At 26.4% G+C, this 21019-nt stretch carries 18 protein-coding genes; 11 read left to right on the forward strand and 7 right to left on the reverse strand.

Annotation, left to right across the window (positions count from 1 at the left end):
• Positions 1 to 37 precede the first annotated feature (37 nt).
• Entirely contained in the window at positions 38 to 2920 is a 2883-nt protein-coding gene (locus tag ACNSOS_RS01635) for an AsmA-like C-terminal domain-containing protein (protein WP_418185700.1), read from the reverse strand.
• A 28-nt stretch (positions 2921 to 2948) separates the two neighbouring features.
• Between ACNSOS_RS01635 and mltG the strand changes: the two genes are divergently transcribed.
• From mltG to ACNSOS_RS01685, 10 genes are all read left to right on the forward strand, one after another.
• A complete protein-coding gene (gene mltG / locus ACNSOS_RS01640; protein ID WP_235826975.1) occupies positions 2949 to 3962 on the forward strand; it encodes an endolytic transglycosylase MltG in 1014 nt (337 codons plus the stop codon).
• 117 nt (positions 3963 to 4079) lie between these two features.
• Positions 4080 to 6272 (forward strand): NADP-dependent isocitrate dehydrogenase, encoded by a 2193-nt coding sequence (locus ACNSOS_RS01645; protein WP_418185701.1) that lies wholly within the window; start codon positions 4080 to 4082, stop codon positions 6270 to 6272.
• 169 nt (positions 6273 to 6441) lie between these two features.
• Complete coding sequence (gene nikA / locus ACNSOS_RS01650; protein WP_418185702.1) at positions 6442 to 8016, forward strand: nickel ABC transporter substrate-binding protein; 1575 nt, start codon at positions 6442 to 6444, stop codon at positions 8014 to 8016.
• 9 nt (positions 8017 to 8025) lie between these two features.
• Positions 8026 to 8955, forward strand: a complete 930-nt coding sequence (gene opp1B / locus ACNSOS_RS01655) for a nickel/cobalt ABC transporter permease (protein WP_418185703.1) — start codon at positions 8026 to 8028, stop codon at positions 8953 to 8955.
• On the forward strand, positions 8955 to 9785 hold the full coding sequence (gene opp1C / locus ACNSOS_RS01660) for a nickel/cobalt ABC transporter permease (protein ID WP_418185704.1): 831 nt from the start codon (positions 8955 to 8957) through the stop codon (positions 9783 to 9785). The genes opp1B and opp1C overlap by 1 nt, the downstream gene beginning before the upstream one ends.
• Positions 9782 to 10579, forward strand: a complete 798-nt coding sequence (locus tag ACNSOS_RS01665) for an ABC transporter ATP-binding protein (protein ID WP_418185705.1) — start codon at positions 9782 to 9784, stop codon at positions 10577 to 10579. Before opp1C ends, ACNSOS_RS01665 begins: the two co-directional genes overlap by 4 nt.
• Positions 10567 to 11265: an ABC transporter ATP-binding protein gene (locus tag ACNSOS_RS01670; protein ID WP_418185706.1), complete on the forward strand. Its 699-nt coding sequence runs from the start codon at positions 10567 to 10569 to the stop codon at positions 11263 to 11265. Before ACNSOS_RS01665 ends, ACNSOS_RS01670 begins: the two co-directional genes overlap by 13 nt.
• Positions 11266 to 11282: 17 nt before the next feature.
• Complete coding sequence (locus ACNSOS_RS01675; RefSeq protein ID WP_418185707.1) at positions 11283 to 11774, forward strand: GNAT family N-acetyltransferase; 492 nt, start codon at positions 11283 to 11285, stop codon at positions 11772 to 11774.
• An 11-nt stretch (positions 11775 to 11785) separates the two neighbouring features.
• Complete coding sequence (locus tag ACNSOS_RS01680) at positions 11786 to 12718, forward strand: malate dehydrogenase (RefSeq protein WP_418186301.1); 933 nt, start codon at positions 11786 to 11788, stop codon at positions 12716 to 12718.
• Between the two features lie 72 nt (positions 12719 to 12790).
• Entirely contained in the window at positions 12791 to 13069 is a 279-nt protein-coding gene (locus ACNSOS_RS01685; protein WP_418185708.1) for a c-type cytochrome, read from the forward strand.
• 41 nt (positions 13070 to 13110) lie between these two features.
• On the opposite strand, the gene ACNSOS_RS01690 is transcribed toward ACNSOS_RS01685, so the two are convergent.
• The 4 genes from ACNSOS_RS01690 to ACNSOS_RS01705 all read right to left on the reverse strand — a co-directional run bounded on the left by ACNSOS_RS01690 (position 13111) and on the right by ACNSOS_RS01705 (position 18475).
• Positions 13111 to 15243, reverse strand: coding sequence for a TonB-dependent siderophore receptor (locus tag ACNSOS_RS01690; protein ID WP_418185709.1), 2133 nt, complete (start codon positions 15241 to 15243; stop codon positions 13111 to 13113).
• A gap of 306 nt (positions 15244 to 15549) precedes the next feature.
• Complete coding sequence (locus tag ACNSOS_RS01695) at positions 15550 to 17544, reverse strand: TonB-dependent siderophore receptor (RefSeq protein ID WP_418185710.1); 1995 nt, start codon at positions 17542 to 17544, stop codon at positions 15550 to 15552.
• A 184-nt stretch (positions 17545 to 17728) separates the two neighbouring features.
• Positions 17729 to 17935: a hypothetical protein gene (locus tag ACNSOS_RS01700; protein WP_418185711.1), complete on the reverse strand. Its 207-nt coding sequence runs from the start codon at positions 17933 to 17935 to the stop codon at positions 17729 to 17731.
• A gap of 150 nt (positions 17936 to 18085) precedes the next feature.
• Positions 18086 to 18475, reverse strand: a complete 390-nt coding sequence (locus tag ACNSOS_RS01705; protein ID WP_418185712.1) for a hypothetical protein — start codon at positions 18473 to 18475, stop codon at positions 18086 to 18088.
• Positions 18476 to 18558: 83 nt separating this feature from the next.
• On the opposite strand from ACNSOS_RS01705, the gene ACNSOS_RS01710 reads away from it, so the two are divergent.
• On the forward strand, positions 18559 to 19848 hold the full coding sequence (locus ACNSOS_RS01710; RefSeq protein ID WP_418185713.1) for an SH3 domain-containing protein: 1290 nt from the start codon (positions 18559 to 18561) through the stop codon (positions 19846 to 19848).
• A gap of 7 nt (positions 19849 to 19855) precedes the next feature.
• On the opposite strand, the gene ACNSOS_RS01715 is transcribed toward ACNSOS_RS01710, so the two are convergent.
• Positions 19856 to 20116, reverse strand: a complete 261-nt coding sequence (locus tag ACNSOS_RS01715; RefSeq protein WP_418185714.1) for a hypothetical protein — start codon at positions 20114 to 20116, stop codon at positions 19856 to 19858.
• Positions 20109 to 21011, reverse strand: a complete 903-nt coding sequence (gene rsmH / locus ACNSOS_RS01720; RefSeq protein WP_418185715.1) for a 16S rRNA (cytosine(1402)-N(4))-methyltransferase RsmH — start codon at positions 21009 to 21011, stop codon at positions 20109 to 20111. Before rsmH ends, ACNSOS_RS01715 begins: the two co-directional genes overlap by 8 nt.
• Positions 21012 to 21019: the final 8 nt, after the last annotated feature.

Consider the following 21019-nt stretch of genomic DNA (forward strand, 5'->3'; position numbering starts at 1 on the left):
ATATTCCAAGACTTTTTTAGTTTTGGAATAAAGTAACCTAATTGTTTTTAGTATTAAAATTATTTATAAAATTTGATGGGGTTTTAAATATTCTTTTAAATATATTTACTGGCGCATTGAATCCATCTTTTAATAGATTTGTATTAATAACTGGATTATTTAAATCTCCACTTATATTTATTTGTGTTTCAACTCTATTGTCTTCACCCAATAAAATATAGTTTACAAGTGGAATATACTCAACAATAGAACTATAACTTTTTAAAAATATGAGTTTTAATTTAGAATTAATCTGATTCGTATCAAGATTTACAATTCCACTACCTTCAAAATCTATTCCATTTCCAGCAGTGTGTAAACTTTTTATATCCAAGATGTTACTCTTATTGTTGTACTCAAAATCTAAAACACCTTCTTTTATCTGATAAGCTCCTAGTTGATTTATTCCAAAAACAGACGGTATAGCTAAAAACGGATTTAGTAAAGCTGGAGAGCTTTCTAAAAAGAACATAATATTACTTAAAATTGATAAATTTTTTATATTACTTTGTCGTATTAACATCTTTCCTTTTAAGCTATCAAGAGTTCCATTTGCGTAAAAATCTAGTTTTCCTCCACTCATAATATCTTGATTAAATAGTGCATTTATAAAATTTTCTTTTGCTTTTGCAATATATATATTTATATGATCACTATTTTGTGTAAAACTCATCTTACTATCTTCATATTCCAAATATGCAAATTTCCTATTTTTATCCAAATCTATTTCGTAAAAATCGGATAAAACTCTATTTTTATGGTTTAAAACTATTTTAGAATTTACTCCTATTATATTTATAGTCTCTAATTTACTATATTTATCACTATTTTTTGTATCATAATATATATCATATCCATCTAGTTTTATACTATAATTTTCATCTTGAATTGTCAAAAATAGATTTTTATCTTCTGAATGTAAATTTAAAACTCCATTTTCATATTTTCCAATAATTTTTATATCTTTTATGTTTTTATCATCTTTTTTTATAGGTAAATCTAACTCTTTTATCATAGCTTCAAAAGATATTAAATCTTTTTTTACATCAATTTTTGCATCTTTGATTTTATATATTTCCCCACTTACATTTAGATTTGTATTTTTTAAATATATATGTAAGTTTTGAGAAATATTCATATTTTGCTTATTATTCGTATCATAAAATATATCATACTCATCTAAATATATAGATATTTCATCTTTTATTTCAAGTTGTATAGAGTTGTCTTTTGAAGCTATAAAAACAGTATCATCTTTAATATTTCCTACAATATCCAACATCGTTACATCTTTTGTATCTTTCTTTATTGGTAAATCAAAACCTTTCAAAGAGCCTTCAAAATCTATTTCTTTATCATCAATGATTTTTAAACTTAAGTTTCCATTTTTGATAGAATTTGACTTTAAAGTATCTGAATAATTATAAATTTTAGATATATCGTCAATTTTTATAGTAAGTAACTCATCATAATTAACTGTCGTTTTTAAATCATCCAAATATATAAGTACATTTTTATTAAAATCCATAAAAATTTGTGTTGATTTATCTTTTATATTTAAAATTTCTTCATCTTTATTGCTTTTTATTAATAGTTTATTTATTTTTATATTGCCATTGGCTTTTAAACTATCTAAATCAAGATTTATATTTCCATTTGCATCTATCATATTTTCATATAGAAAACTAGCATCATTTATATAAAGTTGATTATTATCTAAAATTACATTTGCACTATTTGTTTTAAAATGAAAATCATCTATAAAAATATCTGATTTAAGAACTTCAAAGTTACCTTTTGTCGTCATTGGTAAATGTGCAGAATAAGGAATATCTAAAAGGAGTTTTGCATTTGTTTGCCCGTTTTTTTGTAAGATAGGTAAAGAGATATTATAAGCTTTTAAAATATCTAAAATATCTTTATCTAAAGCAGTTTTTGCTTCAATATTTACTAAAACTTTTCCATTATCTTCATCTGTTAAATTTTCTATTTTAACAAAACTATTTTCTAAGTTTTTATTTTTATATTTTGCTTCAATCAAATCAAAACTCAAAGTATCATTTTTATAATTTACTTTTACATTATTTGTCATAATTTCTTCTAAAGTTGGCTCAAATTTTATCTTTGCATTTTTTATATGGGCATCACCTTTTAAAGTTTTAGATATTAGCTCTTGTTTTTCTAAATCAAACTCTCCATATAACCAATCTACTTTAAAATCCCCTATTACATTATCATATATCCACTCATTTGCAACTTCATATAAATCTAAAAAAGGTTTTAAAAAATGTAGATTTTCAAAATATTCACTTCTTGTAAAAAATGAAAGTTTTTTTCTTGTAATATCAATATTTGTTTTTGTAGCAATATTTTTATAAAAAACATCTCCAAAGTATTTTAATTCTTCATCAAAATAATTAATTATGGCTTTACCTTTAAATAAAACTTCATAATCTTTTAAATATAAAGATGAAATATCAAAATTTACAGTTTTTGAGGAAATATCAATTTTAGAATTTAAGGTTATAAATTTATTATCTATTTTAAACTCTTCATCATCAAACAATATTTTAAAACTATTTCCATTTATATTTAAGTTTTTTATATCTATTTTCTCGAAATATTTTAAGAAAGTTGGTAAAAGTTCAATATTATTCTTTATATCTTCAAAAGAAGAACTCACTTCACTCTTTTTTGATTTATACTCTATGTCTTCAACACTAACAATCAGTTTTTTATCCAATTTTATATAGAATTGCGAAACTTTAAAATTAAAAATATGAAAAGAGTTTATTTTGATACCAGAAAATAGAATAGAAAACATTAAAAATATTAAAAGAAAAAATGATACAAATATTAAGATTTTGATGTTTTTTAACACTATATATTTTTTCCTTATAGCTTTTATTATGGTACTTTATTATCTAACTTTGCCAGTTGTATCTACAAAAATTCTGTATATACCAAAAGGTAGCACTAGCAATATTATAACACACTTAAATAAAAATGGTTACGAAATGAATATAATTGATGAAATTATTTTAAAAACTGGTGGATTTATACAAAGTGGTTGGATTGATATTGAACAAAATAGATTAACAAAAATGGATTTTCTAATAAAATTACTAACTTCTAAAGCTGCTTTAAAAACTGTTACTTTAATTCCTGGAGAAACTTCTTATTTTTTCTTAAAAAAAATAGCAAATGAGTTTAATTTAGATGAGGAAAAATTAACAAAAATATACAATGAACATTCATATAAACTAGATGGAAATATACTTGCTGATACTTATTCTTTACCAGTTGGAATGAATGAAGAGTATATAATTTTCTACCTATTCTCACAAACAAACAGAAAATATGAAGAGTTCTCAAAAAAAATATTTGGAATTTATGATAAAGATAAATGGTTTAACTATATAACTTTAGCTTCAGTTATACAAAAAGAAGCAGCAACAAGAAATGAAATGCCAATAGTTGCAAGTGTTATCCACAATCGTCTTAAAAGAGGAATGCCACTTCAAATGGATGGAACATTAAACTATGGGAAATATTCAAATAGTGTTGTAACAGCCGATAGAATAAGAAATGACAATAGTTCATACAATACCTATAAAAATAAAGGTTTACCTAAAAATCCAGTTTGTGCAGTAAGCCTTGACTCTATAAAAGCTGCTATTTTCCCTGTAAAAAGTAGCTACTTGTACTTTGTAAGAGATAATAAAACAGGTCTTCATAAATTTGCAAATAGTTATGAAGAACATCAAACAAATATTCAGGCAAATGTTGGTGTTGAAAAAACATATACAAAAGTTAATGATACTCCTAATGATATAGATAATGAAGCAATAGATATTATGAAAAATGATATAACAAATCAAAAAGCCCCATCAATAAAAGATTTATTCAACAGTGTAAATTAGATGTGAATATTTGAAACAATCAAATATTCACACTAAGAAATATAAGCAAATTCAATATTCTTAAATATAAATATAGTTAAAATCACGACATATCAAATTTACAATTTAGGATAAAACATGGCACAAATCATTTACACAAAAGTTGATGAAGCACCAGCTTTAGCAACTTACTCTTTTTTACCAATTATTAAAGCTTTCACAAAAAGCTCTGGTATTGAAATGGTACAAAAAGATATTTCACTTGCAGGAAGAATTATCGCAACTTTCCCTGAAAAATTAAAACCTGAACAAAAAATTGGTGATGCATTAGCAGAACTTGGTGATATGACTCAAGATCCAAATGCAAATATTATAAAGTTACCAAATGTTTCAGCTTCAATTCCTCAATTAAAAGCTGCTATTGCTGAATTACAATCAAAAGGTTATGATATTCCAAATTATGACTCTAGTGAAGAAGTAAATGCAAAATATTCAAAAATTTTAGGAAGTGCTGTTAATCCAGTATTAAGAGAAGGAAATTCAGATAGAAGAGCTCCTGGTGCTGTTAAAAATTATGCTAAAAATAACCCGCATAGAATGGGTGAGTGGAAAAAAGATTCAAAAACTGATGTTGCTCATATGAATGCAAACGATTTTTTTGGAACAGAAGTTTCTACAACTTTAAATAAAGAAGATAACTTTAAAATTGCATTTATTGATAAATCTGGAAATGAAACAGTTTTAAAAGCATCTTTACCTTTAGAAAATGGTGAAGTTGTTGATGCTACTAAAATGTCTGCAAAAGCTTTACAAGAGTTCTATCAAAAAGGAATTGATGAAGCTAAAAAAAGAGATGTATTACTGTCTTTACACTTAAAAGCTACAATGATGAAAGTTTCTGATCCAATTATGTTTGGATTTGCTGTAAAAGTTTATTTCAAAGATTTAATTGCTAAACATGGTGAAACTTTTGATAAAATCGGTGTAAATTTCAACAATGGTTTAGGTGATTTATACTCAAAATTAGACAAAGTTGATGATGCAAAAAGAGCTGAAATTTTAGCTGATATTGATGCTGTTTATGCTGTTCAACCAAGACTTGCAATGGTAAACTCTGCAAAAGGTATCACAAATTTACACGTACCTTCTGATGTAATTATAGATGCTTCTATGCCTGCTATGATTAGAGGTGGTGGAAAAATGTGGAATAAAGAAGATAAAGAAGAAGATACTTTAGCAATGATTCCAGATAGATGCTATGCTACAACTTATCAAGTTGTTATTGAAGATTGCAAAAAACATGGTGCATTAGATCCAAAAACTATGGGTTCAGTTCCAAATGTTGGACTTATGGCTAAAAAAGCTGAAGAGTATGGAAGCCATGATAAAACTTTCCAAGCTAAAGCTGATGGAAAAATTGTAGTTACAAATAAAGAGGGTGTTACTGTATTTAGTTTTGATGTAGATAACGGTGATATTTTCAGAATGTGCCAAACTAAAGATGAACCAATTAAAGATTGGGTAAAACTTGCAGTTAATAGAGCAAAATTATCAAATACTCCTGCAGTATTTTGGCTAGATAAAGCTAGAGGTCATGATGCACAAATGATAGCTAAAGTTGAAAAATATTTAAAAGATTATGATTTAAGTGGTCTTGAAATATCTATTAAAGCTCCAGATGATGCCATTCAATACTCTTTAGATAGAATGAGAAAAGGTCTTGATACTATTTCAGTTACTGGAAATGTATTTAGAGATTATAATACTGACCTATTCCCTATTTTAGAGCTTGGAACATCTGCTAAAATGTTATCTATTGTTCCTTTAATGCAAGGTGGTGGATTATTTGAAACAGGTGCTGGTGGATCTGCTCCTAAACACGTACAACAACTTCAAGAAGAAAACTACTTAAGATGGGATAGTTTAGGTGAATTTATGGCACTTGCTGCTTCGTTTGATCACTTAGCTAATACTCAAAACAATAAAAAAGCTGCTGTTTTAGCTAAAACTTTAGATGATGCAACAGGAACTTTCCTTTTAAATGACAAATCTCCAGCTAGAAAAATTGGAAGTATCGATAATAGAGGAAGCCATTTCTATTTAGCAATGTATTGGGCAAATGAGTTAGCTTCACAAAATGATGATGCTGAACTTAAAGCTGAATTTACTCCAATTGCAAAAACTATGAATGACAATGAAGCACAAATTTTAAAAGAGCTTACTGAAGTTCAAGGAAAATCTGTTGATACTGGTGGATACTATCTATTTGATGATGAAAAAACTTCAAATGTTATGAGACCATCTACTACATTAAACAAAATTATTGGTTAATAATTAAAAAGAGAAGATAAATCTTCTCTTTTTAAATTTTCAAAACTCTCTTTTAACACTATAAATAAACTTAAAATATTATTTTATATCTCATATACTGCCTCTAAAATAGGATTTAAGGAAAATTATATAATAATACTAGCCACTTCAAAAAGCCTATAAGGAAATCATGAAAAAATTATTTATACTTTCATTTATACTACTTATAACTTTTTTTATATCTGCTTGTAATGAAAACAATACAAATAAAAAAAAAGAGTTAGTTTATGCAAGTACAAAAGATATTAGAATTATAAATCCTCATTTATATAGTGGTGAAATGTCTGCACAAAATATGGTATTTGAACCTTTAGTTATAAACACAGCTGGAGATATAAAACCATGGTTAGCTTCAAGTTGGGAAATATTAGATGAAGGGAAAACTTATATTTTTCATCTAAGAGATGATGTAAAATTTACTGATGGAACAAAATTTAATGCATATATTGTAAAACAAAATATCGATGCAATATTAGAAAATCGTTCAAGACATGCTTGGTTAGAACTTGTAAATCAAATATCAAAAAGTGAAGTTGTAGATGAATTTACATATAAATTATCATTAAAAAATCCATATTATCCAACATTAATAGAACTAGCTTTAACAAGACCATTTAGATTTATTGCTCCACAATATTTTATCAATGGTGGAACAAAAGATGGAGTTACAAAATATATAGGAACAGGTCCTTTTATATTAAGTGAACATAAAAAAAATGAATTTGCAATATTTAAGAAAAATGAAAATTACTGGGGAGAAAAAGCAAAATTAGATAGTGTAAAATGGAAAGTATTACCTGATCATCAAACAATTCTTTTAGCACTTCAAAAAGGCGAAATAGATTTAATTTTTGGAGCAGATGGAGATATGATAAATATTGATGCTTTTAATGTTTTACAAAAACAAAATAAATTTAATACTATTTTAAGCAATCCAACTGCTTCACGAGCAATACTTTTGAATACAAAACAAGAGATATTAAATGATAATAAAATAAGACTTGCTTTACAATATGCAATAAATAAAGAAGATATTATTTCTGGTATTTTAAATAACTCTGAAACTATTGCACATACACTTTTTTCACCAACAGTTGAGTATTGTGATATACCTTTAGAATTAAAAACTTTTGATTTAGAAAAATCAAAAAAACTTTTAGATGAAAGTGGTTGGATTTTAGATGAAAAAATTGCTTTAAGAAAAAAAGATGATAAAACTCTTACTTTAAAACTATATTTTAATATCAATAATGCTCAAGAAAAAATTATCAGTGAATATATTCAGAGTAATTTAAAAAATATTGGAATTGATTTAAAAATCATAGGAGAAGAAAAACAAGCATTTTTAGATAGACAAAAAAGTGGAGATTTTGATTTACAATACTCTCTTTCTTGGGGAGTACCTTCTGATCCACAATCATATATTTCATCTTTTAGACTACCAGCACATGGAGATTACCAAGCACAATTAGGATTAGATAAAAAATCTTGGCTAGATGAAAATATACAAAAAGTCTTAATCGAATCAAATATCAAAAAAAGAAAGTCTATGTATGCGGATATTTTTAGATATATTCATAATGAAAATGTATATATTCCTTTAAGTTATTCAAGAACTAAAGCTGTATTTTCTAAAAATTTGAAAGGCGTAGAATTTAATATATCTCAATATGAAATTCCATTTGAAAAGATGTTTTTTGAATAAGGTAAATTGGTGAAATTCTATCTTTTAAAAAGACTTATTATCTTTATTCCTTTAATTTTTATAATATCTTTTATCACTTTTTCATTGATGAATTTAAGTTCTAGTGATCCAGCTGAAGTAACACTTAGAATAAATAATGTATCAATAACGCAAGAGGCAATAGAAGAAGTTAGAATAGAATTAGGATTAGATAAACCTTTTTTACAAAGATATATAATATGGCTAGAAAATGCTGTTAAAGGAGATTTTGGAATAAGTTATAGTCTAAAATCTCCTGTTATAGATGAAATACTATATGCTCTACCTACAACTTTAACTTTAGCTTTTTTTACTCTAATACTTATTTTGTTAGTAGGATTTGGCTTAGGAATAATTTGTGGTTTAAATGAAGGAAAAGTATTAGATAAAATATTAAGATTTTTTCTATTTTTTTCAACTGCAATGCCTAATTTTTGGTTAGGATTACTTCTTATATACTTATTTTCATTATACTTTAATCTACTCCCAACTAGTGGATTTGATAATTACAAAAGTATGATTTTACCTTCTATTACACTATCTTTTGCATATATTTCTACTTACGCTAGATTACTTAGAAATAGGATAATTCAGACAAAAGAAGAACCTTTTGTAATATTTGCAAAAGCTAGAGGTTTAAAAAATAGCACTATAAATTACCATATAATAAAAAATGCAATCATTCCTTGTATTATAGCCTTAGGAATGTCTATTCCAAAGCTTATAGCAGGAACAGTTGTAATAGAAAATATATTTGGATTACCTGGACTTGGAAGTCTTTGTTTACATGCTATTTTTGGCAGAGATTTACCAATAATTCAAGCTTATATTCTTTTTATGTCTTGTTTATTTATATTTTTCAACCTATTTGCAGATATTATAGCTAGATATATTGACCCTAGACTAAAAAAGGTCATTTGATGATAAAAAAACTTTTAAAAGATAAACTAGCTATCGTATCTTTAAGTATTATTTTTTTAGTAATCATTTTAGGAATTTTTGCTCCATTTGTTGCAATAAATGATCCTTTAGAACCAAATTTAGCAAATAAATTTGCATCTTACAGCCTAGAATATCCTTTAGGAACAGACCACTTAGGAAGATGTGTATTTTCAAGGCTTATTTATGGTATTCATCCAACAATATTTCTAGCTTTTTTGACAATGTTTATAACAATCTTCTTGGGAGTTATATTTGGGCTAATTGCTGGTTATTTTGAAAAAGTTGAGAATTTTATATTAAGAGTATGTGATATTATGTTATCTTTTCCAAATGAACTTTTAATAATCGCTATTGTTGGAATTTTGGGAGTAGGAATAGAAAATATAATAATAGCCACAATAATAGCTAAATTTGCTTGGTACACAAGAATGACTTATAGTTTCGTACTAGAATACAAAAATAAAAATTATGTTTTATTTTCAAAAACAATAGGTATTCCTTCAAATAAAATTTTAAGAAAACACCTTCTACCTTCAATATCTAGTGATATAGTTGTATTAGCTACAATTGATACTGGTTGGGTTATTTTGAGTATTTCTGCATTATCTTTTTTGGGATTGGGAATACAAGCCCCTACTCCTGAATGGGGAATGATGTTAAATGAAGCAAAAAATATGCTAAGCATGGAACCATCTTTAATGTTTCCTGCAGGGCTTTCTATCTTAATTGTAGTTGCATCTTTTAATTTTTTAGGAGATAGTTTAAGAGATGCTTTTGATATAAAACATAATAAAAGGTTTGATAAATGAATACTATTTTAGAAATTTCAAATCTTTGTATTTATAATAAAAAAGAGGAAAAAAATCTTTTAGAAAATATTAATTTAAAAATAACTCAAGGTGAAATGTTGGGGATAATTGGAGAAAGTGGAAGTGGAAAATCTATACTTTGTAAATCAATTTTAGACTTAAATCCAAACTATTTCAAAATTACTGGAAATATATTTTTTGATGAACTAGATATTTTAAAAGCTTCACCAAAACAGATTCAACAAATATGTGGTAAAAAAATATCTATGATAATGCAAGATTCAGTGAATGCTTTTAATCCAATAGAAAAAATAAAAACTCAATTCATTGAGAGTTTGATTGATAAAAAAGATTTAAAAAATGCAAAAAATGATAGCTATTTTTGGCTTGAGAAAGTTGGTTTAACTGATATAGAAAAAGTTTTAAACTCTTACCCTTTTGAGCTTAGTGGTGGAATGTTACAAAGAGTTATGATTGCTCTTGCTTTTGCTCAAGATTCAAAAATAATAATAGCAGATGAACCAACTTCATCTCTTGATATGATAAATCAAAAAGAGATTTTAAATATTTTTAAAAATCTTCAAGAAAAAGAGAAAAAAACAGTTATTTTTGTATCTCATGATTTAGGAATTATTTCACATTTAGCCAACAATATAGCTGTTATGAAAAATGGTAAAATAGTTGAATACAACGATACAAAATCTATTTTATTAAATCCACAAAATGAATACTCAAAATATTTAATAGAGGCTCATAAAAAATTGTTCAATAGGTTCAATGAATGTTTAAAATAATCAATATATCAAAAACTTACAAAGATAAAAAAGTCTTAGAAAATATAAATTTTGATATACAAAAAGGTTCTTGCCTAGGGATAATTGGTGAAAGTGGAAGTGGCAAAAGTACACTAGCAAAAATCATTCTAGGAATAGAAAAAGCTAGTTCTGGAGAGATTTTAAAAAACAATAAACCAACTGCATCTATTGTTTTTCAAGATTATAATAGTTCAGTAAATCCAAAACTTACAGTTTATGAAATACTTAATGAACCATTTTGGAATAGTTATGAAAAACTTGATATTAAAAATGCTATTTTACTTTTAAAAAGTGTTGAACTTGAAATGAATATTTTAAAAAAATATCCTCATGAACTTAGTGGTGGACAGTTACAAAGAGTTTGTATAGCAAGAGCCATAGCAAATAAACCAAATTTTTTAGTTTTAGATGAAATTTTAAGTTCACTTGATATTTTAAATCAAATAGAAATTATAAACTTACTAAAAAAAATAAAAGAACAAAATAATATAACTTATCTTTTTATAACACACAATTTAGAGTCTATTTTTAGTTTATGTGATAGATTTTTAGTCATAAAAGATGGAAAGATTTTAGATGATATTTTAGTAAATAATTTTTTACAAAAAGATGTAAGCCCCTATACAAAGCAACTTTTTAATGCTATTATTCCAATCAAATTTTAAAAAGGTACAAAATATTTGTGATTATTCAAAGAGTAAAAGAAAATACACAAAAAACTACAGAAGAATTTTTGTGGAAACAATACAAACTCCATTATGGTGATAAAATAGACCCAAAAAGATATGAAGAGTTAAAAGAAAAACTATTCAAAGAGTGTGAAAATCCACAAAATGCAATGTTTATAGCCTTGAATAAAGATAAAATAATAGCTTGTATATCTATTTTTAAATATGATTTTAGAATAAAAAACTTACAATACAAAGAAGATGAAAATATAGCAGAAGTTAGTCGTTGTTATGTAGAAGAAAAATACAGACGACAAGGAATAGGAACCAAACTATTTAAAGAAGCTATAAATTTTGCAAAAAAGCAAAAATATGAAATACTATATTTGCATACTCACTATTTTTTATCAGGTGGTTTTGATTTCTGGAAAAGAATGCAATTTAAAATAATTTTAGATGAAAAAGATAGTTGGCAAACAGTTCATATGGAAAAATATATAAATTAGATAAAGGTATTATTTTGAATAAAAAAATTGGAATTGTTGGTGTTGGAAATGTTGGTTCAAGTTTGGCTTATAGTATTGCTACAAATTCTCTTTGTGATGAAGTTTTATTAAAAGATATTAGAGATGATTTCATACAAGCTTTATCTTTGGATATTACACAAGCAAGTTTAAATACAAATAGTAAAACAAAAGTAAAAGCTTGTATCAAAAATGAAGATTTCAACTCTTGTGATATAGTAGTAATTACTGCTGGAATAGCAAGAAAACCAAATATGAGTAGAGAAGATTTACTTTTTACAAATGCAAAAATTATGAACTCTATTCTAGATGATATCTTACCTCTAAATCCAAATGCAATTTTTATAATAGTATCAAACCCATTGGATGCTATGGTTTATAGTGCTTTACAAAAATCAAAGCTTCCAAGAAACAGAGTTTTTGGTATGGCAGGAGCATTGGATAGTGCAAGATTTAAATATTATATTTCTCAAAAACTAAATTTTGATTATATAAAAATAGATGCTATTGTGATTGGTTCTCACTCAAATAGTATGCTTCCATTGATAAAAAGAGTAAAAGTTGATGATAAAAATTTAGTAGATATTTTAAATCAAAAAGAATTAGATGAAATTTTAGAAAATACAAAAAATGGTGGAGCAAAAATAGTAGAACTTTTAAAAACTGGTTCAGCATATTTTGCTCCAGCATTTAATACATATTTGATGTGTAAAGCTATATTAAATGACGAAAAAAAGATTTTTTCTTGTAGTGTAAAACTTGAAGGAGAATATGGATACAACGATATTTCTATTGGTGTTCCAGTTATTTTAGGAAAGAATGGAATAGATGAAATATTAGAATTAACTTTAGACGATGAAGAAAAAGATTTATTTGAAAAATCTATCCAAACAGTAAAATCAAGTATAAATATTTTAAATAAATAAATTTGATTAAAGTCAATTAAATTTAATCAATAATATATTAGAATGGTATCACTTCAATAAAAAGGGATATTTATGAAAAAAATCATTTTAGCAACAACTGTTTTGACAGCCTGTATTAGCTTTGCAAGTCCTTATGCAAAGTGTGTAGTTTGTCATGGAGCAAATGGAGAAAAAGTAGCTTTAGGAAAATCTAAAATCATAAAAGATATGTCTAAAGAGGATTTCATAGCGTCATTAAAAGGATATCAAGATGGAACTTATGGTGGAGCACAAAAAGCTTTAATGCTTCCTCAAGTAAAGGGAATGGATGAAGCAACTATGAAAGAGCTTGCTGATTTAATCATAAAATAAAAAATAGGTTTGAATTTCAAACCTATTTTAAATATAACTTATTAAAAATCCATTTTCAAAGATATTGCAACACTTCTAGGATCTCCTAAATAATCACCACTAGCCCAATAATCTTTTCCAGTTAAATTTGAAACATTTAATAAAAATATTGTAGGATATTTATCTAACTTCGTTTTATATCGTAAACCTGCATCATAAAGTGTATATGATGGCATTTTATCGTTATTAAATCTATCTCCATATTTTTCACCAGTATAATATGCTCCACCAGTTACAGTTAAACCTTGAATCATAGGAATATCATATTCTGCATAAAGTTTTGCCATTTTTGATGCTGCATTTGTTGGTTTTTTATTTTCTAATGCTTTATCATTTGATTTTACAACTTCTATATCCATCAAAGTTCCACCACCTAAAATAGTTAGATTATCAGTAACCTTTCCAGTAATTGTAAGTTCAATTCCTTGATGTACTTGTTCTCCATCTTGTACAAATTTTGGCATTGGAGTTGCATTATCTGAGTATTGATTTGCTTTTTCTATTCTAAATAAAGCACTTGTTAATAATAATGATTCATCTAATATACTATATTTTGCTCCAACTTCATATTGTTTACTTACAAGTGGGTCTAATACTTCTCCTGCATTTGAATAAATATTTCCTACAATAATCCCTTGTTCTAAACTCTCTATATAAGTAACATAAGTAGTTAAATCTTCAAAAGGTTTATACATAAAAGATAAAGTTGGAGTTAATTCTGATTTATCATATTTTGAACTTTTCATTCCACTACTATATGCTGTTTGAAGAGCTGTTGCGTAATTAAATCCAACTAAAGCACTCCAATTAGCATTAAATACTATATCATCTCCTACTAAAACATTTTTATATTGTGTTTTTGAAGCAGGTAATACTTGACCATTTGGTACTGTATTTTTCGGGATAGTTGTACTTTTTATTTGGTCTAAAGGTCTAACAAAAATTTCACTAACACTTCCTCTTGTAGTTGAATATTTATGATAATTTTCAGAATAACCAACAGTTAAAATATGATTTATTCCCAAAGTTTCAAATTTACTATCTAAATAAACATTTCCAGCATAACTTTCAAATTTATCAGGTAAAGCTGAATATCTATAATTAAAAACATCATATAAACCATCTGTTCTTGTAAAAATTCTTTGAAAAGTAGGTGTTTTTCTATCAGAATCTTCATAAAGAAATGAACTTCTTACTGTAAAAATATCATTGATATCCCATTTTAAACTTGTCATAACTCTATCATTTTCTTCTTCTATTTTATTCCAATCTTCAGTATAACTTTTACTTACATCAAGTATAGGACGAACAGTATTTGTTCTTATACTAAAAGCTGGTTTTTGATTAGTTTTTATTAATTTTCTATGTGCATAGTTTATATCCATAGTAAAATTATCTGTTGGTTTATAGTCAAAAGCTAAGCTAACAAATTTTTGTTCTTTTCCAACATCTGCTACACTATCACCATCTTGATATAAAGCATTTATTCTATATCCAAAAATATTTTTTTCATCTATTTGCCCACTTAAATCAATATGTCCATAGTATTGCTCACCACCATAATTTCCTAAAGTAATACTTCTTTTATCTTCTAAAGTTGGTTTTTTAGTTACATAATTTACAGCTCCACCAACTCTTCCTCCACCATATAAAAATCCAGTTGCTCCACTTATAACTTCAACTCTTTCTAAATCTTCCATAGTTGTAAAACTATACCAAGATGCCAATGGTATACCATTTATAATAGCATTACTTGAGCCACCTGAATTACTAGAACTAAATCCTCTAATAGTAGTATAATAATTTCCACCAAGTGAATCTCCACTATCTTGAGTAAGAGGGTTCATTTTAAAGATTTGTGCCATATCATTGGCTTGTACATTTTCAATAAGTTCTTGAGGTATTACATTCATAGAATAAGGAGTATCTTGTAAGCTTCTTTTTCCCCATAGTCCAACGCCAGTTATATTTTCAGTCAAGTATCCATCTTGTGCCATTCCTGTTTTATTTTCACTTTCATTGATAGAAATTGTTTCTAATATTGTTTTTTTATCTTTATTGTTGTCAATTATTGTTTCATTTGAAAAAAGCAATGTACTTACAAATAAAGAAGCAAATATTTTCTTTTTAGCCATTTTTATTCCTTTTTTATATTATTTTGCGACTAAGTTGCATAAATTATTTTGGATTTTAATATGTTAATTCTTATTTGCAACTTAGTTGCATTGTATATTTAGTATGTATTTATTATTCATAATAATAAAAAGTTATAATATTTTTATTTTTAATTTGTTCCTTAAGTATGAGTTCCAAAGTATATAAGGAAAGGAGAAAATATATTTTTATCGAAATTTTAATCTCAAAATTAAATAAAAATACTTTGAAACCCATACTTAAAAATATTTGTTGGAACTGGGAACTTTACTCCCAGTTTCAAAAGTTTAAAACTTATATTTTAAAGTAGCCATCCAATTTCTCCCTTCTCCATAAGTGTGTCTATAAAAATTATTTGAATATTTTTCATTTAGAGCATTATTTAGGTTTACCAATAAACTTAAGTTTTTATTGAATTCATAATTTGCCATTAAATCCACTACAAAATAATCATTTTGTGTGGCATTACCCGCTAATTCAGCATGACCTATTGAGATATAACCACTTTTTACATGATCATTCCAAGTTTCACTTTGCCATCTTAAACCACCACCTACTGTTAGTGAAGGCGTAGCTTTATAAGTTGTAAATAATTTTACAGTCCTAATAGGTACAGTACCACTATTTAATCTTTTTTCATCTTTATCTTTCAAAATGGATTGTGAAAAACCAAATTGAGCTTGCCAAGATGGAGTGATTTCTCCTGCAACTTCAAACTCCCAACCTTTATTTTTTGTATCATTCAAGGCTTTAGATGCACAACTACCATCTGGACCTCTATGACAATCTCCACTTTCTCCATTAATATAATCTGTTACGGCAAGATTATCTTTACCTGATTGAAATAGTGCAATACTAGAGTTTAATCTTTCATCAAACCATTCACCTTTTAGCCCAACTTCATAGTTAAATCCAGTTTCTGGGTCAAGATAATCACCACTTCTATCTTTTTTACTTTGTGGATTAAATATTTCGGTATAACTTACATAAGTTGTAAGATTTTCTGTAATATCATAGCTTAAAGCTAAGTATGGTAAGAAATTATCTGTTTTACTAGTGATTTTATCATTTTTCTTATTTTCATATTTACTATAACGACCACCAAGAATTGCTGATAAATCTTCAGTAAAATTTATACGTGTAGATAGAAATCCACCATATTGTATCGTATCTGTATCATTTTTACTTTTTACTCCAGTCCAAGTTGGTTCAGCTATAACTAATCTATTGTTAATTATTTTGAAATCATCACCACTTACACTGGTTCTATCAAATGAAATCTCTGTTGAGTTGCTTTTTACTCCATTAAATCCCATCACTAAATCATGAGATTGTCCCAAAAGTTCAAAGTTACCATTGAGTTTGGCATCTAATGTATGTCCTTTATGCTCATATTGAATATTATCCGTGTAATTGTCTAGACAAGAACCATCATATACCCAAGCCACACAAATAGAATATCTTCTTTTATTATCATCATTTATATAGCTATAATTTGTACTTATTTTCCAAGAATCATTGATATGATGATCTAAAGCTAAAGTGAATTTATCTCGTGTCTGTTCTCTTTTTGTCCAATCTGCTGTTTCCCAAGTATATTCATCAAAAGGAGTTAATGAATGAAATCCCCAAGATTGATTTCTATAAAATATACTGCCATTTATACCTTCATCGAGAGTATTACCCTGTAAGTTATTTCTCTCCCAAGAACCAGAAATGGTAGTTGAATTACCCAAATCGGCTTCAACTATACCATACAAAGTACTTGCTTCTCTCTCTACTGGCTGACGGTATCCGCCTTGATCATGAGTTGCTATAAATCTTCCTCTTATACTTCCATCTTCATTAAATCCTCCACTAATATCTACAACACCTCTATATTTATCCAGACTTCCAGCTTGAGCTTCTAAAGATGTTTGCAAATCTTTTGTTGGCTTTTTTCGCACTAAATTGATACTTCCACTTGGATCTCCAGCACCAGTTAAAAGTCCTGTTGCTCCTCGTACTACACTCACAGAGTCATAGATAGCACTATCGATATTCTCTCTACCAGAATTATTACTATCAAAATAAGCACTGGTTGCGCCATCTACTTGGAAATTTGTGATCATATAACCACGAGAGTAAAAGTGAGTGAAACCCGAATTTCCAGGTCCAGAGTTTGCGTAAACTCCATTTGTATTTCTCATGACATCAATAAGGGTGTTTAATTGTTGATCTTCAATTCTTTTTGAAGTGATTACTGAAACTGATTGTGGTGTTTCTTTAAGTGATAAGTTCATACCAGTTGCAGAATTGTCTTGAGTTCTTGTATAACTATCTTCTTTATTATCTTTTACAGAAACTTCATCTAGTATATAAGTTTTACCTACTTTTTGATATGATGATTTGGGATTTTCTATTATATAGATTATGCTATCTTCTTCGATAGCTTTGAGATTATGTTCTTCTAGTACACTATTTAGATTACTTAATACCGTACCCCCCCCCGAAACTTAACTTTTCTGAATCAACTATTTTATTTTTTAAATCTTTTGATTTTGAAATATATGTTACATTATATTTCTTTACTATATTCTCTACTGCTTCTTGCAAACTTATCTCTTTTGCATTTAACATTGTTCCACTTAACATCATTGATGCTAAAACTGAAATGAAAACTTTATTTTTCATCTTAAATCCTTTGTATTAATTTTGAGAATTTGTTTCTCTATATAGTAAGACGATTTAATTGAAAAAAATGGACAATTTTTACAAAAGAATTTTGAAATTTGTTAGTTGGAGTTACTTTTGGTAACAAAAACTAGATAAAATTAGTTATTTTTATTTTATACTTTTTTTTAGATTTTCTAATATTTTGATTAATTCATTTTTATCATTTAATAACTCTTTTATCAAAATATCTTTTTCATCTTGAAAATCATCAATATTTTTTTGTTCTAAAATCTTTCCTAAATGAAATCTAAAAATGGATTTATCTTTTATATATTCTATATTTAAACATTCAACTATGATTTTTGGTTTATCTTCACCTAAACCATTTACCAAAATCAAATTTTCACTCTTTTTGATATCAAAGAAAATAGAATCATCAATAATCTTTGGAATTAAAATCTCTTTTTTCCAATAACTTGTAGCTTCTTTTTCCAAAATAGTTATTTTTTTTAATAATATATCTTCAAATAACTCTTTTTTTATTGAAAATTTATACACAAATATCAACCTTTAATAAGAAATAGTTTAGAGATTCCAAAATTTAATTATAAAATGTTACAATAAAATAAAAAAGGAGAATTATGACTAATTATTTCAAAAATATTATCCTAATTTTAGCAACATCTTTGTTATTTATTGCTTGTAGTACAAAAGACAAAATACAACAACCAACTATAATAGAAGCAAAACAAGATGAAATATTACAACTATCAAATCTTGTAAATGACTTGCATTTTAATCAAGAAGAAAATACAAATGAGTTTTTTACAAAGTTCTTTAAACCTTGGAAACAAACAAAACTATCATATCCTAAAAATGAAGCTATGTGGGGTTTGTCTTATAGAAATAAACAAGTATATTTAGAAAATCATCGCCTTGCAACAAAAGAGTGGTTTGACAAACAAATAGATAATACAAATTTTGAACAATACAATTTAGAAGTAAAGAAAGCTATATCTTTAAAAAATACAAATGTAAGAGTAATCCCTACAAACTCTCCAATGTTTTACAATCCCCTACTTCCAGGTGAAGGTTTTCCATTTGATTACAATCAAAACTCTCTTTTAAAAATAAATACTCCTATAATAGTTTCACATTTATCAAAAGATAGAGCTTGGGCTTACATAGAATCTCACTTTGTAGGTGGTTGGGTAGAGATAAATAGTATTGCATTTGTAGATGAAAACTTTATTCAAGAGTTTGAAAAATCAAACTTTTTTATAAGTACAAAAGAAAAATTTCCTATTTATGAAAATAGTTTTAGAGAATATATCAAAGTAGGCACAATATTCCCTAAAAAAGAAAATTCATTTATAATTGCAAAAGCCGATGAAAAACAAAATGTAGTAATATCTTATATAAATTTAAATCCAAATGAAGTAGAACAAATGCCTTTAAAATACACTTCAGAAAATAGAACTAGAGTTTTAAAAGAGTTTTTAAATGAACCTTATGGTTGGGGTGGATTACTAAATAATAGGGATTGTTCTAGTTTTACTCAAGATTACTTTAGCGTGTTTGGGAAATATCTTAATAGAAACTCTAAAGCTCAAACAATAAATGGAAAATATCTTGATATGTCAAACCTTACTTTAGAAGAAAAAAAAGAGTTTATAAAACAAAATGGTGTTCCTTTTTCAACTTTGGTTTATCTCAAAGGACATATTATGTTGTATATTGGAATAAAAGACAATGAACCTTTAGTTGTACATAATATTTGGAGTGTAAGAATGAAAGACAATAACAATAAAGAATTTAGACACATTATCGGAAAAGCAACTATTACAACACTAGAACCAGCAAAAGAGATAGAAGGATTTACAGAAGATAGCAATATCTTAAAAAGGGTTTTGGGTATAACTATACTTTAATTAGAGCTTATTTTTGCTCTAATTGTATCAAAGGATTGAAAAGTAAAGAATCTATAACTTGGTTTTTAAATTTCATATCCTCTAACTGTTTTGAAAGAAAAGTATTCTCTTCATTTAATGAAATATAGTGAGAGTATAGTCTATTTATATCCTTACTTGTATAATAGATATTATTACTTACATAAATCTTTGGAATATACATAAAAAGCCCTACAAATAGTATTATCAAAACAAATGTTAATGAATTTCTTGCATTTAAACTAAACAAATCTAAAAATCCTTAATTTTGAACTTCTACTTCTTGGATTTTGTTTTATCTCAAAATCTGTTGCAATTATAGGTTTTTTTGTAATAATCTTTCCTAAAGCATGATTATTTCCGCACTCACATCTAAATACATTTGGTGGACAAGTACAGTTTTGACTCCATTTTTTAAAGTAATTTTTCACAATTCTATCTTCAAGTGAGTGAAAAGATATTATAGAAACTATACAATCTTTCAATTTTGCTTCTTCAAGTGATTTAAAAAGTCTTTCTAGAACTCCTAATTCATCATTTACTTCTATTCTTATTGCTTGGAAAATCAAAGTTGCTGGATGTATTTTTCCTTTTGAAAGCTTTTTATAAAAAAATTCGGCTAACTCTTTTGAACTATAAAATGGGCGATTTTCAACTATCAAAGAAGCAACTTTTTTATACTCTCTAACTTCTCCATACTCTTTTAATATTTTTTCTAATTCTATTTGAGAATAAGTATTTACAACTGTTGCAGCATCTAAACTTTTAGTTTGATCCATTCTCATATCTAAAGTTTGACTATTGAAACCAAAACCTCTTTCTTCTTTATCAAGTTGTAAAGATGAAACTCCAATATCAGCTAAAATACCTTTTATAGGATAATCTTTGAATTTTTCAATAACATTTTCAAAATTTCCTTTATTAAAAACAACCCTATTTTCAAACTCTTTTAATCTATTTTGGGAAAAAGATAAAGCCTCATCATCTTGATCATTGCAAATTAGTCTAATATCATTATTTTGTTTTAATAAACCACTACTATGCCCAGCAAATCCTGTTGTACAATCAATAATATAACCAGATTCTATATCCTTAAAACTGTTCAAAACTTCATCATATAAAACTGGAATATGAGGGATTTGCATAAACTATC

The sequence above is a fragment of the Aliarcobacter vitoriensis genome, from assembly GCF_048320235.1.
GTDB classification, from domain to species: domain Bacteria; phylum Campylobacterota; class Campylobacteria; order Campylobacterales; family Arcobacteraceae; genus Aliarcobacter; species Aliarcobacter vitoriensis.

Coding starts and splice junctions, on each gene's coding strand:
- mltG (WP_235826975.1), top strand. CDS start 2,949: ATGGTACTTTATTATCTAACTTTGCCAGTTGTATCTACAAAAATTCTG.
- ACNSOS_RS01645 (WP_418185701.1), top strand. CDS start 4,080: ATGGCACAAATCATTTACACAAAAGTTGATGAAGCACCAGCTTTAGCA.
- nikA (WP_418185702.1), top strand. CDS start 6,442: ATGAAAAAATTATTTATACTTTCATTTATACTACTTATAACTTTTTTT.
- opp1C (WP_418185704.1), top strand. CDS start 8,955: ATGATAAAAAAACTTTTAAAAGATAAACTAGCTATCGTATCTTTAAGT.
- ACNSOS_RS01665 (WP_418185705.1), top strand. CDS start 9,782: ATGAATACTATTTTAGAAATTTCAAATCTTTGTATTTATAATAAAAAA.
- ACNSOS_RS01670 (WP_418185706.1), top strand. CDS start 10,567: ATGTTTAAAATAATCAATATATCAAAAACTTACAAAGATAAAAAAGTC.
- ACNSOS_RS01685 (WP_418185708.1), top strand. CDS start 12,791: ATGAAAAAAATCATTTTAGCAACAACTGTTTTGACAGCCTGTATTAGC.
- ACNSOS_RS01690 (WP_418185709.1), bottom strand. CDS start 15,243: ATGGCTAAAAAGAAAATATTTGCTTCTTTATTTGTAAGTACATTGCTT.
- ACNSOS_RS01695 (WP_418185710.1), bottom strand. CDS start 17,544: ATGAACTTATCACTTAAAGAAACACCACAATCAGTTTCAGTAATCACT.
- ACNSOS_RS01700 (WP_418185711.1), bottom strand. CDS start 17,935: ATGAAAAATAAAGTTTTCATTTCAGTTTTAGCATCAATGATGTTAAGT.
- ACNSOS_RS01710 (WP_418185713.1), top strand. CDS start 18,559: ATGACTAATTATTTCAAAAATATTATCCTAATTTTAGCAACATCTTTG.
- rsmH (WP_418185715.1), bottom strand. CDS start 21,011: ATGCAAATCCCTCATATTCCAGTTTTATATGATGAAGTTTTGAACAGT.